This is a genomic window from Paraburkholderia sp. IMGN_8 (assembly GCF_038050405.1).
GTDB lineage: Bacteria > Pseudomonadota > Gammaproteobacteria > Burkholderiales > Burkholderiaceae > Paraburkholderia.
The window spans coordinates 4,330,474-4,345,177 of sequence record NZ_CP150901.1; the positions used below are offsets into that span (position 1 = coordinate 4,330,474).

At 56.4% G+C, this 14,704-nt stretch carries 14 protein-coding genes; 8 read left to right on the forward strand and 6 right to left on the reverse strand.

Annotation, left to right across the window (positions count from 1 at the left end):
- Nucleotides 1–242: 242 nt before the first annotated feature.
- On the forward strand, nucleotides 243–1,475 hold the full coding sequence (locus WN982_RS40515; protein ID WP_341317549.1) for a porin: 1,233 nt from the start codon (nucleotides 243–245) through the stop codon (nucleotides 1,473–1,475).
- A gap of 21 nt (nucleotides 1,476–1,496) precedes the next feature.
- On the opposite strand, the gene WN982_RS40520 is transcribed toward WN982_RS40515, so the two are convergent.
- Complete coding sequence (locus tag WN982_RS40520; RefSeq protein ID WP_341317550.1) at nucleotides 1,497–2,420, reverse strand: LysR family transcriptional regulator; 924 nt, start codon at nucleotides 2,418–2,420, stop codon at nucleotides 1,497–1,499.
- 159 nt (nucleotides 2,421–2,579) lie between these two features.
- Between WN982_RS40520 and WN982_RS40525 the strand changes: the two genes are divergently transcribed.
- The 3 genes from WN982_RS40525 to WN982_RS40535 all read left to right on the forward strand — a co-directional run bounded on the left by WN982_RS40525 (nucleotide 2,580) and on the right by WN982_RS40535 (nucleotide 5,856).
- The gene (locus WN982_RS40525; RefSeq protein WP_341317551.1) at nucleotides 2,580–3,605 is read left to right on the forward strand and encodes a dihydrodipicolinate synthase family protein; all 1,026 of its coding nucleotides are present in this window, start codon (nucleotides 2,580–2,582) and stop codon (nucleotides 3,603–3,605) included.
- Nucleotides 3,606–3,672: 67 nt separating this feature from the next.
- On the forward strand, nucleotides 3,673–5,043 hold the full coding sequence (locus tag WN982_RS40530; protein WP_341317552.1) for an MFS transporter: 1,371 nt from the start codon (nucleotides 3,673–3,675) through the stop codon (nucleotides 5,041–5,043).
- A gap of 327 nt (nucleotides 5,044–5,370) precedes the next feature.
- The gene (locus WN982_RS40535; protein WP_341317553.1) at nucleotides 5,371–5,856 is read left to right on the forward strand and encodes a MarR family transcriptional regulator; all 486 of its coding nucleotides are present in this window, start codon (nucleotides 5,371–5,373) and stop codon (nucleotides 5,854–5,856) included.
- A gap of 174 nt (nucleotides 5,857–6,030) precedes the next feature.
- Here the strand turns inward: WN982_RS40535 and WN982_RS40540 are convergent, their stop codons facing one another.
- Together WN982_RS40540 and WN982_RS40545 are read right to left on the reverse strand one after the other, a co-directional pair.
- Nucleotides 6,031–7,599: a methyl-accepting chemotaxis protein gene (locus WN982_RS40540; RefSeq protein WP_341317554.1), complete on the reverse strand. Its 1,569-nt coding sequence runs from the start codon at nucleotides 7,597–7,599 to the stop codon at nucleotides 6,031–6,033.
- Nucleotides 7,600–7,797: 198 nt separating this feature from the next.
- A complete protein-coding gene (locus WN982_RS40545) occupies nucleotides 7,798–9,135 on the reverse strand; it encodes an aromatic acid/H+ symport family MFS transporter (protein WP_341317555.1) in 1,338 nt (445 codons plus the stop codon).
- Nucleotides 9,136–9,321: 186 nt separating this feature from the next.
- Here WN982_RS40545 and WN982_RS40550 point away from each other — a divergent pair, with 186 nt between their 5' ends.
- Complete coding sequence (locus WN982_RS40550) at nucleotides 9,322–9,777, forward strand: transposase (protein ID WP_341317556.1); 456 nt, start codon at nucleotides 9,322–9,324, stop codon at nucleotides 9,775–9,777.
- Nucleotides 9,778–9,840: 63 nt separating this feature from the next.
- Here WN982_RS40550 and WN982_RS40555 read toward each other — a convergent pair whose 3' ends face one another.
- The 3 genes from WN982_RS40555 to WN982_RS40565 form a co-directional block, all read right to left on the reverse strand.
- Nucleotides 9,841–10,086 (reverse strand): hypothetical protein, encoded by a 246-nt coding sequence (locus tag WN982_RS40555; protein ID WP_341317557.1) that lies wholly within the window; start codon nucleotides 10,084–10,086, stop codon nucleotides 9,841–9,843.
- A gap of 489 nt (nucleotides 10,087–10,575) precedes the next feature.
- Nucleotides 10,576–11,169 carry a pyridoxamine 5'-phosphate oxidase family protein gene (locus tag WN982_RS40560; protein WP_341317558.1) on the reverse strand — a complete coding sequence of 198 codons (594 nt, stop codon included), beginning with the start codon at nucleotides 11,167–11,169 and terminating at the stop codon, nucleotides 10,576–10,578.
- A gap of 391 nt (nucleotides 11,170–11,560) precedes the next feature.
- Nucleotides 11,561–12,319, reverse strand: coding sequence for a coniferyl-alcohol dehydrogenase (locus tag WN982_RS40565; RefSeq protein ID WP_341317559.1), 759 nt, complete (start codon nucleotides 12,317–12,319; stop codon nucleotides 11,561–11,563).
- Nucleotides 12,320–12,785: 466 nt separating this feature from the next.
- Between WN982_RS40565 and WN982_RS40570 the strand changes: the two genes are divergently transcribed.
- The 3 genes from WN982_RS40570 to WN982_RS40580 are packed head-to-tail and all read left to right on the forward strand — an operon-like array spanning nucleotide 12,786 to nucleotide 14,481.
- Nucleotides 12,786–13,253, forward strand: coding sequence for an SRPBCC family protein (locus WN982_RS40570; protein WP_341317560.1), 468 nt, complete (start codon nucleotides 12,786–12,788; stop codon nucleotides 13,251–13,253).
- Nucleotides 13,254–13,310: 57 nt separating this feature from the next.
- Nucleotides 13,311–13,703 (forward strand): nuclear transport factor 2 family protein, encoded by a 393-nt coding sequence (locus WN982_RS40575; protein WP_341317561.1) that lies wholly within the window; start codon nucleotides 13,311–13,313, stop codon nucleotides 13,701–13,703.
- Between the two features lie 10 nt (nucleotides 13,704–13,713).
- A complete protein-coding gene (locus WN982_RS40580) occupies nucleotides 13,714–14,481 on the forward strand; it encodes a glucose 1-dehydrogenase (RefSeq protein WP_341317562.1) in 768 nt (255 codons plus the stop codon).
- Nucleotides 14,482–14,704: the final 223 nt, after the last annotated feature.

Genomic DNA, 14,704 nt, shown 5'->3' on the forward strand with positions numbered 1-14,704 from the left:
TTTCGTCTCATTGATTTCACTTGGCGATACTTACGTTGTCAGGTCGGTGTCGCCGAGCGTGTTTTGAACACTATCCCTAGGTTCTGAAATTCATTTGGAACCTCGATCAGACCTCAAATTTCTCGCAAATCTTGACGAACCCCACGGAATCACGCGATTTTTCCGCGATGAGTCGAACGATTGCCTTGTGAGAAATCGGTTGATGAAAGTCGGGAAAAATCGCATGCGGTAGGTAACGGCGGTTGAATCAGCAAATAAAAAATGGAGACTGGCAGGCGATGAAGCATAAATACATTATCGCGGCAGCGATGGCGTTGTGCGTTGGCTCTGCGCACGCGCAAGTGGCGGAGCAGCAGCAAGATCAGGGCCATCCCGGTATCCAGCAGGCGGAGCGGCGTGTCGAGGCAGAGAAAGACGCACGGCAGGGAGTCGAGCTACCATCAACCATCACCTTGTACGGCATCATTGACACCGGTGTGGAGTATGTGACGAACGTTGGGCCACGTGGAAAGAGCTTGGCGCGCATGCCAACGAACACCGCAGGCGTCCCGTCGCGATGGGGCATTCGAGGGCAAGAAAATCTCGGCGATGGACTGCTTGCCATTTTCGTCCTTGAGTCGGGATTCGCTCCCAATAATGGCACCCTTGGACAGGGTGGCCGTCTTTTTGGACGGCAGGCTTTTGTGGGGCTCTCAGGGCGATGGGGCACGCTGACACTCGGGCGGCAATACACCATGCTCGCGTGGGGATTGATTGACGCGGATCTGCTGGGTCCGGCTGTTTTTGCTTCTGCATCAATGGACAGCTACCTTGCAAACGCGCGTGCAGACAATGCAATCGCATATCGCGGAACGTTTAGTGGCGTGACCGTCGGCGCGATGTACAGCTTTGGCCGCGATGGTGCAAATGGCGGACCGAGTCCTGCGGGAACGAACTGCGCAGGCCAGAGTGCGGGTGATTCGCGCGCTTGTCGTGAATGGTCCGCGCTGCTGAAATATGACGCATCGTCCTTCGGGGTGGCATTGGCAGCTGATCAGATTCGCGGTGGTCCGGGTGCGTTCGGTGGGCTTACGAGAAGCTCGTTGAGCGATACTCGTTTGTCCGCAAACGGGTACTTCACTGTCGGAAAATTAAAGGTCGGCGGTGGCCTTCTTCATCGGAACAACGAAGGTAGTGCTGCGACGCCAAAAAGCGATTTGTGGTACCTCGGTGCCGCCTATACATTGACGCCAAGCTGGATTATTGATGGTGAAGCCTTCAGGATTACGTTCAAGAACAGCGATAACAAGGCGACGATGGGCGTCGTGAGAGCCACCTACGTCCTTTCGAAGCGTACGACTGTCTACGCAATGGGCGGTCGAATCTACAATGATGGTTCTCTTGCATTGTCAATCAGCGGCGGCGGCCCGGGAAGCACTCCTCCGCCCGGCGGCGCTCAAACCGGCGTAATGATGGGCATGCGACACACTTTCTGATGCGTCGACGGTCAGCCTGGTTCAGGGAGTAAACATTGGCCTTGAGCCAGGCGGGGACGAACAAGTTCGAACGATGAGACTGCGGAACCAGGCATTTGCACTGTCTTTGTGGTACCGGTCGTGCCAGTAGACGCCGATAGGCAGGTCTTCAATCGGATATGGGCATTCGCGAAGTATAAGCGGGTAGTTCTCGGCCGCGCTTCGTGCGACTGTTTCTGGCGCAATCCATACGAGGTCAGAGCGGGAAACGATATGTGCGGCAGGCATGAATTGAGGAAGTCGTACTTTGATGCGCCCGCGCGCGCCCGCGTCAATTAGCGCTCGTTCAAAGATCAGCCTTTCGCTGCCTTCGTATTCCACCAGCACGAACTGAAACTCTTCCAGGATTCGTTCTGACAACTGTACTGCGGCGGCGGGATGCGAACTCCTCATCACGAGCACGTGCCGCTGCTCAAACAGAGGCGCATAGTGGAAATCAGTCTTGAGAGCGGGCAGATAGCCTAGTGCGACGTCGATGTGGCCTTTTGCCAAGCCGGCAAAGGTATCTTCATGCGACAGGAAGGTGCCGCGCAACTGCGCTCGTGGAGCTTCGCGGTCAAGTCCCTCGAGGATGCTAGGGAAGCAAACAACCTCACCCACATCACGTGTGCGAACAGTAAATGAGCGTCTTATTGTCGACGGGACAAATACTTCGCATTGCTCTGTTGTCCCCCGGATGGATTCCAGGGCGTCAAGAAGGGCCGGGGCAATCGAAAGTGCAAATGGTGTTGGCTCCATACGACGGCCAACCAGAGTGAAGAGCTTGTCGTTGTACTGCTCGCGTAACCGCTTGAGTGAGTTGCTCACTGCAGATTGCGATACACCTAGCGCTTCGGCGGAAGCGGAGACGGACCGATTTTTGCACATTGCGTCGAACACAAACAGCAGGTTGAGATCTTTTAGCAAACTTCATTCTCCGTGATGTTGCGGTATCACGCTCAGTGCATCGACGTAGCCGAGACGTCATTGCATACTCGTTTCATGCAGTTCGCGCCGGCAGCACTGCTCAAACGCCGTGGCGAGGACAGAGTCCGTGCTAGCTAAACGAAAAACAAGGAGGAGACGATGACCTACGCGTTGAACAAGCGGTTCCATGTGGCCCTTGTGTTGCCCCTTACCGAAGCCGGGAGGCCCGATGAAGAGGGCATTCGACGACTAGTGCAGCATTTTGTTCGTAACCCTGATTTTAAGAGACGAGGTGGCCTCGTTGCAAATGCAGAGGCTGGCGACGTATTTTATCTGTCGCGTATCGAGAAGCGCCGCGTGCTCGAAATTATCCTCGAGGAGGCGGACGGGCAAGTTCCCGTTCTCGCCGGGACGTTCGGTTGGACGACGGAAGATTGTGTTGACACCGCCCGCGATGCTAAAGCAATTGGAGCAAACGGGATCTTTGTGATTCCACCGGGTGGCTCGATGGACGTGACTACCAGCTGGGACGCCGTGAAATACCCAGAGGTGTGGTTAGATCAGATTCGTCTTCAGGATCGGGTCGTTGACCTTCCAATTTTCACTCATCCTGTGGCCGCGCCCAGTAGTCGCTATGGCATCGGGCTGCCGCTTGAGGCGACCCTCGCCATCTGCGCCGCAGTGCCAAACATCGTCGGATGGAAGATGACGTACAACTACGAGGGACATCGCGCGATTTCCCTTGCGCTCAAGGAGCGTGCGCCTCATGTCGCGGTGCTTGGCGCCGCCGCGCAGTACTTCCACGAAAACCTCGCCACTGGTGCCTTTGACGGAACCATATCGGGATCCTGGTGCTATGCCCTCGAACCGATGCTTCAGCATATCGATGCGTGGGAACGGAAGGATCTGGAAACTGCGAATTCCGTGTGGAATGCAGGCTTGCGAGACCTTCACGACTACATCTATGCCGAGTGGGGGCGGCTGCACGTTCGTTACAAGATTGCTTCCTGGCTTCGTGGTCTTGTTAGCTCACCAGCTATGACTGCGCCGATGCCGATTCCGCGTCAGCAAGAAGTAGAGGCAATCTCGATCCGCCTTTCGATGTTAGGGCTGGAAACTCTGCCTCTTGCGGACGCTACCCGGCAGCTAGAGCTGTTGGCTAGCAGGCGGGCTAGTGTTATCTGATACCGGATAAAGAATGGCTGCTTCTGCCGGCCAAAAAGACGAGCGACTTTAACTGTGGAGACTACACATGCACTTCTCCGCTTTGCCAAGCGGGAAACCGATCTCTCCTTCGGCAGGAAAAATGGCGGTCTCGCGGCTTCTCTTGCGGGCGCGCATCGCGTTTGGATTTGCTACCTTTTTCGACGGGTTCGATGTACTGACGATTGCCTATGTCATGCCCGTCATAGCGCCGTTGTGGCATCTCAGTGGCAGTCAAATCGGAGCTCTGATATCGGTGGGCTTTCTCGGCCAACTGATTGGCGCGCTTTTCTTCAGCCAGCTCGCAGAAAGACTGGGGCGTGTTCGGACCGCTCTGGCCACGATAGCACTATTTTCTGTGGCTAGTCTTGGCTGCGCAGGAGCTGGTGGCTACCACTCGCTGTTCGTGATGCGGTTCATACAGGGAATCGGACTCGGAGGCGAGATGCCAGTTGCTGCGGCATACATTAGCGAAATTAGTCCTGCGCGTGGGCGCGGCCGCTTTTTCATGCTCTATGAACTCATCTTTCCGGCTGGGATGGTCGGGGCCGGTGTCGCGGGAATGATGTTGGTTCCTACATTGGGCTGGCAGAGTATGTTTATCTTGGGCGCCATCCCGGCCCCTGTGCTTTTCGCCATCAGACGCGGGTTGCCTGAATCACCGAGATGGCTTGTCTCAGTCGGCCGGTTGGAGGAAGGAGCAGATGTGCTGAAGCGGCTCGGAGCCGACCCGTCGGCTTTTCCGGCCCAGCCGCTTGCGACAGAGTATGTCGCAACGGCGGCGGTCGATTCCGGCCGCGCCAGGCAAGGCGCGTGGCGAGAGCTGTTTAGAGGGCGGTACGGTAGGCGCACCGCAGTCGTTTGGGCTCTGTGGAGCTCGACGTACTTCATTACTTATGGTCTCACGGCGTGGTTGCCGACCATCTATCGTAGCCATTTCAACCTCCCGCTAAAACAGGCTCTAGGCTTCAGTGTCGCTACCGGCATCGCTGGCTTGGTGGGTGCTGCGCTTTGTGCGCTTCTGGTGGACCGCGTTGGTCGGAAAGTCTGGTTTACGTGTGCTTTTCTGTTGGGAGCTTTGGGGCTCATTGGTCTGGCGCTCACGGGCCTAAGAGATGCATGGACCACGCAGCTTCTCGTAGCATTCAGCTATCTGTTCATCGCCGCGAACGCAACGCTGCTATATCTATATACCCCGGAGATATACCCGACACGAATCCGTGCGTTTGGGGTCGGTATCGCCACGGCTTGGTTACGAATTGCGTCAACGGTGGCTCCGTTGCTTGTCCCGCTGGTGCTCAACGGATATGGCATACGCGGCGTCGTAGCGCTATTTGGTACCGCCGCCTTACTGGGTGCAGCGGCCTCGCTATTTACGACCGAAACAGCTGGCATCACACTTGAGGAGCTATCGCCCTGATACTCCTGACATCTACATGGCCACGTTCATTCCCTGAGCCATTCCGAGATATCACGTTCCTGAAAATATCAGTGCAGGCGTCTTGATCTCGAGTTCCACGCGAAAAAGCCGCTTCGTTCGAGGCGAGTTCGAGATCCGATATGGAGCAGGCATTCGTTACTCGGTTGCTGGAAGCCGAACTCAAGGCACCGATATCGCATCGCAAGTCTTACCTTCATTGACGCGTTGAAGGCGCCAGTTTGTGACCTGATTTGGTGTGCGTTCACGTTGGTTGGACATCGAACGGCTGAGTCATAGCCGGCGTGTTGGGATTTGAACGAGATAGCAATGAACGAAATGTGGCCCTGCCCTCCGGAGTCAAATCTTGACGATTTTCAACTGTGCGACAACGTTGCGTATCTAATAAGCCGGACGCGTGCGACCATGTGGAACATGGTCACGCAGCAGACCCTGGCTGTAGCCGGCGTGACAAGTATGCAGGCCACAACGCTCGTCATGGTCAACAGCGGGCGGTGCCTGACCGGTACCGATCTTGCGCGAGAGTTCGCGATTAGCGCCAGCGCAGTGACTCGTCTGATCGATCGGCTGGAAAGACGTGGACTGCTTAAGCGAATACGGAGCGAAAAGGATAGGCGCTTTAGTCGCGTAGCTTTGACCGACGAGGGGCAGGTACTTGCTCAAAAGATTCCCACAATATTCGCGGAAGTCTTCGATTCTATCCTGACCGTTCTTAGCGAAGAGGAGGTTGGTTTCCTGAAGGGCCTCCTCCGTCGAATCATTCTACGGTCGCAAGATGTGGCAGGGAAATTTTAAGTAGGCGATGTTACGGACCGGGGACTTGCCGACACCGTTACGTAAGCCTTGACGGGGCCCCACGGGGCTCCTTGAGCTTACCTGTAAAAAAGATGAAGTTCGCGGGCAAGGTCGGTTATTTGCGGAGAACCACCGCTTTTCCGTTCGAACCGGAAGTCGCTGTGACTCGCGGCTTCAGGCAGTAGTAATTGTCCCAGTGACCTTGAACGCGGAAACAGCTTCCGTGAGATTGCTAGCTTGGTGTTCGAGCGACTGCGCAGCAGCTGCCGATTGCTCCACCAATGCTGCGTTCTGAAGCGTAACCTCATCCATCTGGTCTATCGCAACATTTATCTGCTGAATGCCACGGCTTTGCTCTTCAGAGGCGGTCGCAATCTCGCCAACAATTCCAGAGACGTGCTGTATCGCAAGCTTCATCTCGTCGACCCGTTCACTGACTCCGACTGCACGGAGCGAGCCGTCACGGACCATTTCGACAGACGACGTGATCAATTCCTTGATCTCCCCGGCCGCCGCCGACGAGCGTTGCGCCAGGTTTCGGACCTCGCTGGCGACCACGGCAAAGCCGCGCCCCTGCTCGCCGGCGCGAGCGGCTTCAACAGCCGCGTTCAATGCGAGGATATTGGTCTGGAATGCAATCCCCTCTATAAGGCCGATAATTTCGGAAATCTTGCTCGAACTGTTGTTCATTAAGTGCATCGTCCTGAGCATTTCTTGAACAGCTTCGGCACCCTCGTCAGCAATTCTCGAAGTATTGACTGTCAGTTCATTGGCTTGGCGCGCATTTTCGGCGTTCTGCCTCACAGTCTCCGATAGTATTCCTATCGTCGCAGCCGTCTCTTCCAGCGATGCCGCGTGCTCTTCCGTTCGGGATGACAGGTCGATGTTCCCAGCGGCGATTTCCTTAGTCGACGTTGAAACCGAATCGGCAGAACGGCGCACACTGACGACCGTATCTTCGACACGGCTCATCAACTGGTCGAACGCTGTAGCCGCGAGTCCAAACTCATCCTTTCGAGGGCTTGCAGTTCTCTTGGAAAGATCCAGCGATTCGGCAATCTCCATCATTTTGTTTCTCATACGGCGCAACCCGCCGCAAACGACAGTGTGCAGGCGAAAGCCCGTCCATACTGTCGTGACAATTCCGAATCCCATGACGAGGCAGGACACCAGTATGGACCGTGCGTACCGGCGACGAGCGTCGATCCCATATTCGTCCACTTGCGCACTGTTGTATCTCACGTGCCTCTTCAACTGGGCGTCCACCGCAACGGCGGCGCTGTTCAACTCGCCACCGGGCAGCAAGCTGCTGCGGGCGTCGTTGATGTGACCGCCTCGAGACTTCTCGAGAAAGCTCGACAGCGCAGCTCGATAGGCCATCTCGCTGGTGGCGCCAGATTCAATCACTGTCTTCTCTGTCGAGTCACTTTGGTCATCTTCGTGCCGGTATTTAGCTACGGCATCGTCAAGCGTCGCCAGCTTACTGGCCATGACAGTTTCCACTTGCGCCTTCTCGTCGACCGTCTCTGCAAGAAGGTGTTGGTAGGAAAGAGATTCAAGCGCATGAAGTGTTTCCTGCGTCGAGTTAAGGTCCGATAACCGGGTTAGGAAAGTCGTCTGGGCAAAGGAGAGATGTTGCTGGTCGACGCGGAGAGCCAGCATTCCATATGTGCCGGTGAACAGGATTCCGACAACAGGGAGAATCATAGCGACGAGCAGGCGCCTGCTTACGGTTATATTCATTTTACTAAGCTAGAATCTGCATTGCGGGAAAAAAGAACGACGACGTCCACTAATCCTTCGTGTGCTCGCGTTCTTCCCGATGAAGGCTTCGACGCGTGAGTGCTAGGCAATATCACCGCGCGTTTCATAAATTGCGGGGCCAACGCTGTCGAAAAGGCCCCACTCATTGCCGTCAGATGCGACGTCGCACGGTAGAAATTACGGATTTGCCGGAACTGTGACAGGTTGGCTTGGACCGAACCCGCATCCGAAGGCAGCCAAGGAAGCGAGTACCGCTGGGATTGAGAACAGAATGAATAGTGTGCTTAACGGCATGTTGGCCGCAAGAAGCACACCGCCCATCATCGCTCCAAAGATCGAGCCGAGCCGACCCACACCCAAGGCCCAACTTATTCCCGTTACTCGACTTTCAGTTGGATAAAACTGAGCGGAAAACGCGTTGGCGCCAATCTGTGATCCGTTAATGAAGAAACCTACACCTGCGACAGATGCGGCTAGCCAGAGACCGTGAACCTGTCCGAGACTGATGATGAACGGCGCGGCCGCTGCGTATGAGATACCGAGCACGACCGGTGGCCGAAATCTGTCCATTAAGCGGCCAAGTGTCAGCGCGCCGACTGTACCGCCGATTTGATAAAGAGCTGCGACACGGGAGGCGTCCGTCAAGGTCATGCCGGCGTTATGGATAAGCGTCGGGAGCCAACTGGTCATGAGGTACACGATCAGCAGACTCATAAAAAATACGCACCAGAGCAGGAGCGTACCGTTGCGGAACCCCTTTGCGAATAGCTGACGCACTGGAGAGCCGGACGTTTTAAATTCATTTAGTGTGAACTCAGTGTGTGGACCGAGTTCAATCGGATTGATTCGACGGAGCAGGGCAGCGACCCTGACACGCGACGTCTTGTTCGCGACGAGATAGCGTACTGACTCCGGCATTAAGGCGATCAGGACAGGCATCAGGGCCAACGGGAGGATGCCTCCAAACAGGAGAACACTGCGCCATCCGTAAGCGGGCACCAGTTCCGCTGCAACAAGACCGCCGCAGCCGGAGCCTAGAGTAAAGCCGCAGAACATCACGGTGGTCACAAACGATTTGCGCTTTTCAGGGCAGTACTCGGAGGTAAGCGCAATAGCATTTGGCATTGCGCCACCAAGTCCAATTCCAGTGACGAAACGCAGCGCGATCAGCGCTCCGATTGTCGGCGCGTAGGCTGCCATGATGCTGGAAATTCCGAAGAACCCCACGCACACGATCAACGTTTTCTTTCGCCCGACCTTATCTGCCATCGGCCCAAATGAAAATGCACCGACCATCAGGCCAGCCAGGCCGGCGCCGAACAGGGTCCCTAGCGTCGATGGGCCTACCGCCCACTCATGTCGCAAGGCGGGCGCAATGAATCCGACGCAAGCTGTGTCGAAGCCGTCGACCGCGACAACACAGAAGCAGAGAAAAACTACGAGCCACTGGAAGGGCGAAAATCGTTGGGCGTCGAGCCACGCACGGACGTCTACTGCCGCTGAATTGGATTGCACTGCTGTCTCCTGACGCATTTTTTTGAAACCCGTGATGATGCTGTGCGAGAAGCACCGCATCATGGCCAGGGAATGCGACGATCCGTGCACTCCGGCCAGTCCGGGCGACGACATGTCACTGATAAGGTGTCGTCGAGCGGAAATTACGTTTGAAAGAAAGTGCAGTCAATGCAGCCAGATTTATAGATGGGAATTACTTGCGTTGTTACCGGCGGCAAGCGAAGCTTCGACCGTGCGGACAAGCAACGACTAATTGAGGCCGGCCTGCAACCGGGCGCATCGCTGTCGGGCGTGGCCCTGAAGGCTGGGGTGAATGCCAACCAGTTGTGCAAATGGGTTCGGCTGCGCGAACAGCCAAATGCCCCTATGAGGGATGGCATGGTCGCTGCGTCGTCAGCCTTCGTGCCGGTCGTTGCGATCGATGGCCGGGCCCCGGTGTTGGCTCCGGCACCTGCACCGCTACTCATACCTGAACCGGAGAGGCCGCGTCTGTCGCCACGAGGGGCGCCGGCGGCGCGGCTGTCGGCTCAGTTGCCCAACGGCGTGAAGCGTGAGCTCGGATGTTCGGGACACGCAAATATCTACAGCACGACACCAGATAGCGCTGGGTGCTATGGTCAGGCGTTTGCGTGCTTGCCGTAGCGCGCTTCGATTGATTTTTCTTTCAGCCCACTGGTTCTTTTAAACTTTCGGTCTGCGCTCTGGTCACCATTCTGGAAGCTCGATCGTTGATTGAGCGCCGTGCGCACAAATCGCCGCGACAAACTCGGCGACCGTCATTTGATAGCGGACTTCTCGACGAATGCCCGGCGTATTGCGGTCGATATCGGTCAGCACGACAGCGCTACCGTCTATCGACGCTTCCAGGCGTAACGTGCGAATCTCGCGCGTGGATGTGGCGTCTGTCACTGACATGAGCGTCATCGTGCCTGTCGCGCCTTGGCTGGGCATGGTCAAATCCTTTAGTTTTCCAGGTCAGCGCAGCGTCGGTGACGCGCTGTGCGAATTTCGTTGAAATCGATGTGGTGAGTTCGCTATCTGCAGTGGGAGAATCGTACGCAATCGTTGAATTGGGTTGCACTACTGTCTTTTAACGCATTTTTTTGGAAGCCGTGATGACGCTGTGCGAGAAGCACCGTGTCATGACCGGGGAATGCGAAGATCCATGCCCTCCGGCCAGTCCGGGCGATGATATGTCACTGATAAGGCGCCGTCGGGTGGAAATTACGTTTGAAAGAAAACGCAGTCAATGCAGCTGAACTTATAGATCGGAATTACTCGCGTTGTAGCTCAACGTCGAATCCGTCGTGGCGCCTTAGTCAACATGAATACGACTTCTGAAGAAGCTCGAAGTCATGGAAAACAGATGGTGCCTGCACGAAGAACGACTGATAGGAAGTGCAGAACTGTACGATACCGTCATGATTGGTATTCGTAGCATCAGGGAACCAGTCGAGTCCGCACCCATTTCGGTCCGCTAAGTTTCCATATACTGCGATCATGCAGTCGATCGTCGTCTGAACCTTCCCATGTCTCAATGAATGTCGGACGAAGCCATAGGGAACTCACTTTTTTCGCCTCGAACGGTGTCAATCCGGCGTCTATATTGCGTCGCAGCGTCGCGACTTCTTCGAGCAGTTGCTCGCGGGAGGCCAGTGGTGTGCTTTGAGGGCGAACGTTCTCGTGGTAGACATCTAGGACCCTGCTCGCTTCGGGCTTCATGTGCCAGGTGACGCGTTCTTCCTCGCCGCAGCGAATTTCGTACGTGCCACGGATACGATACTGAAATAGTTGAACCGGCCAAAATCCGGCGAGCTCCCATTTGCTGTTCGACATCAGATGCGTGATTTTGGGGCTGCCGCCACTGACGGAGATAGAGATGCCTGCGCGGGTGAATGAGCGTATTGTCACGAACCTCGTCATCGGGAAGCTTTCCGCGTCCACGGTAATCAATGCGGCAAACCGCACGCGGGCGTCTTCAAGGGCCAAGCCTTGCTGGTACTTGTCCAACAGAAATTCCAGTCCGTCGTCCATTTTCTAATCCGTCACGCGAGAAGGTAGATATGTGCCAGACGACTGCTTTGGTCGATCCGGCCTCATGCCAGGTTGCGCGGCTCAGGTAGCCTGCCGACAGCTTTCGAATGATGCCAGCCCTTCCCGGGCTGGAGCGGCCACGTCTCGGTCACTTCCGTCACGCAGATCCGATTTGCCGCTTGCGCCAGGATGCACAAGCGCACCTTGCAAGCGTTCACGGACCCGTAGAGAAGCACCCGGCACGCCATGCGCCAGCGCCCAAGGCATTGTCGGACGCTGGCCCTGTTTTTGTTAGCACGGACATGTCGGCCTGCGATTGACGAGGGATATCGCTTCCTCCGCGTTCCGTCCCTGCCTCTTACGGAACCCTTGCGTAGGCGATGTTCGGTTGCTAATCGAGGATCCTTGATGCGAGAAGGCCGCCGTCTGCCAGCAGGTTGGCGCCGACGACCCATGCGCTCTCCGTTGTCAACAGGAATGCGATAACCGGGGCGATGTCTTCTGGGCGCCCAACGCCACCCGCGCGATGGATGGCGTCCTCTACATTTGCTGAGCCGAGGGCGGTGCGGAAATCATTAAGGATTGGCGTATCGGTCGGACCCGGGCTTACGCAGTTCATTCGGATCCCCGTCGCGCGGCGCAGTGTGACTGCACGGGCCATCGTCCAGACGATGAGCGCTTCCTTAAAATACGGATAGGCTTGCGCGTCTGAGACCGGGTTGCTCTCGAGCCAGCGTAAGCCGTCCGCGAAGTTCGCGGTGCTTCCGAGGTCGACGTGAATTTTTTGCCTTTCTCGCCAGTTTTGCCCAGCCGTGGACGCGACGTTGACGATAGAGCCCCCCTTCACCATCTTCGGAATGACGGCTTCAGTTAGCTGCCTCAGACCAAGGTAGTTGATTCGCGCGACCCGGTCGGATCCCACGGTCCCCGGGACGCCGGCTACGTTGCACAACCCGGTCAGCGTGTCGGGCAGCTGCTGGGCCGCAGCATTGATTGAATCCGGGTCAGCCAGGTCAATCTGCACGAACCCGGCAACAGGAAAGTCCGGCTTGTTCCTGTCCAGAGCGATAACGCTTGCGCCGCGTGAGCTCAGCAGACGTGCTGTTTCAGCGCCGATGCCGGATGCGGCTCCGGTAATAGCGACAGTCATTGTCGCTGCGGATGATGCAGTTGCCATATTTTCCTCTGAGTAAAGCGTAATCGGGCCGACAAATCAGGAGTCGGTCGACAGGTAGCTGGACCTGCGCCTTCGAACGAGATGCGTCGTCTCCGGGTTGAATCGTTGGTTTTGCGGGTTATATGTAGAGCAGCAGTCAATGCGGTCGCGCGCGGCACCGCTCAGAACCTTACTGGTGAACGGGATTGTTCGCTCAAGCAATCGCACAAATCCACACACTTTCATTGATAGGAAACTTTCAACGGCATTTATGGGATTGGCGGGGAGTCGGGGTGGGGATGCTTGGGAGGCGTTTCAGGTCACCGAAACATATAGATGGAAATTATTGTCTGGAATAAGGCGAAACAATGGTTTCAGTTCGATGGGGACTCTAGAATCCAATGGCATCGTCGACGATGCAGGTCGATGAGTTAGCTATTTGTTTAAACCGGAGACAGCAATGATTAGCGTGAGTCGCAAACTGGAAGTCAATCCCGCCGATGGTTCGGAGGGCATCAAGTTGAATCGCCAACAGGTATGGGTCGGATTGGTACGCAAGGCGGAAAACGCAGTGCCATACGTGGAGGCGATCACAAGTTGCGTGGTGGTGCAGCAGCAGCCTGAGCGGCTGATTCGCGAAGTTGTCCTGCACGGCGAAACTCTACAAGAACTTATCTTGTTCTTCCCGGAAGAGCGCGTCGAATTCGTGCGCCTGTCAGGTCAAGCAAAGGGATTGATCAAGAATATCATCGAAGAAGACACGGATGGAACGCTGCACTTGCGCTTCACCTTCGACATGGTGCTTGAAGGTGTGGACGCGGGCAGTGAAAAGGAAAAGGAGTTTGCAGCGGGCATGGAACAGGCCTACCTGGGCGCCGTCCGTACGACGTTGCGCCGAATTCGCGAGGAAGTCGCCGCGAAGGCGTGATTTCCGCAGGTCAGAGGTACGGTAGACAACCTTACCTCAGAACAATTGGAGACTCGTATGGCACGAAACGTTGAACCCATGTTTTCGGCAATCGACGCTATGGACGTCGAAGGCTTTTTGTCGAACCTCGCAGAGAACGTTACTTTCCAGTTCGGCAACGCGCCAGCGCTCGTCGGACGCGAAGCAGTAAGAGAAGGAGTGGTCGCCTTCTTTTCCAGTATCGCAGCACTGCGTCATGAGATGACGGGCAAGTGGGAAGCCGACGAGATCACGATCTTGCGCTTCATGACCTATTACACGCGTCATGACCACAATGAGGTCGAGGTTCCGTGCGCGGTCATCCTGCATCACGCCGAGAACACGCTGATCGATGACTACCGAATCTACATCGACCTTGCACCTGTGTTCGCACCGCCCGTGGGTGGTGAGCAGGTCGCTGCAGCTCACTAACGGGGCGCACATGGATAAGCTACTCGACGGGAAGGTAGTAATCGTCACGGGCGCGGGGCGCGGGATCGGTCGCGCGGCTGCGTACGCGCTCGCCGACGCAGGTGCGACGCTGGCTCTTGCGGATCTGGACGAGGATGGTGCGCGGGAGACGGCGGAGCACGCGCAGCATCTGGGCGTGAAGGCTATCGTTGTCAAGACGAATGTCGCTCGGGAGCAGGATGTCGCGACACTCGTGGAGCGTACCGTAGGAGAGTTCGGGCGCCTCGACGGTGCATTCAACAACGCTGGCGTCGAGCAAAGAAATACGCCGCTCCACGAATTGTCGGAAGCGCAATGGAACACCGTTATCGACATTAATCTGAAGGGCGTCTTCTTTTGCCTCAAGCATGAGATTGCGGCCATGCTGAAGACCGGCGGCGGAGCGATTGTAAATACGTCCTCGGGATTGGGGCGGGTGGCGATTCCGGGCGCGTCGGAATACTGCGCGTCAAAAGCAGGGGTGCTCGGTCTTACGAAGAGCGCGGCGATCGAATACGGAGCGAAGAATATTCGCGTGAACTCGATTCTCCCAGGGGTAATCCGCACGCCGATGATCGACTCGCTTGTCAGTCAACCTCAATTCGCGGACTTGCTGCCCGCTCTCGAAGCCCGTCATCCAATTGGGCGACTGGGTCAGCCGAGTGAGGTCGCGGACGTGGTGGTCTGGCTGCTTTCGGGCCGGTCGTCGTTCGTTACTGGAGGTGAGATTGCCGTGGATGGAGGGTACCTGGCAATCTGACGGCACCAACGGTTACTGTCTGTAGTCAATACGTCCCGAAACCTTGTCTGATTGAGGTTTTCGGGACGTTGTACTTCTGCCGTGATCGTGCATTGCCCCTGGGGTTTTGGTCCATTCGCGTCACGCCCGCCCGGATACCGCTTCCTGTTAGTGAGACGATGGGAAGCCAGACCTGATACCTGCTATCCAGTACAGGTTGCTTCGCCTCCGCGCGGATGGCGGC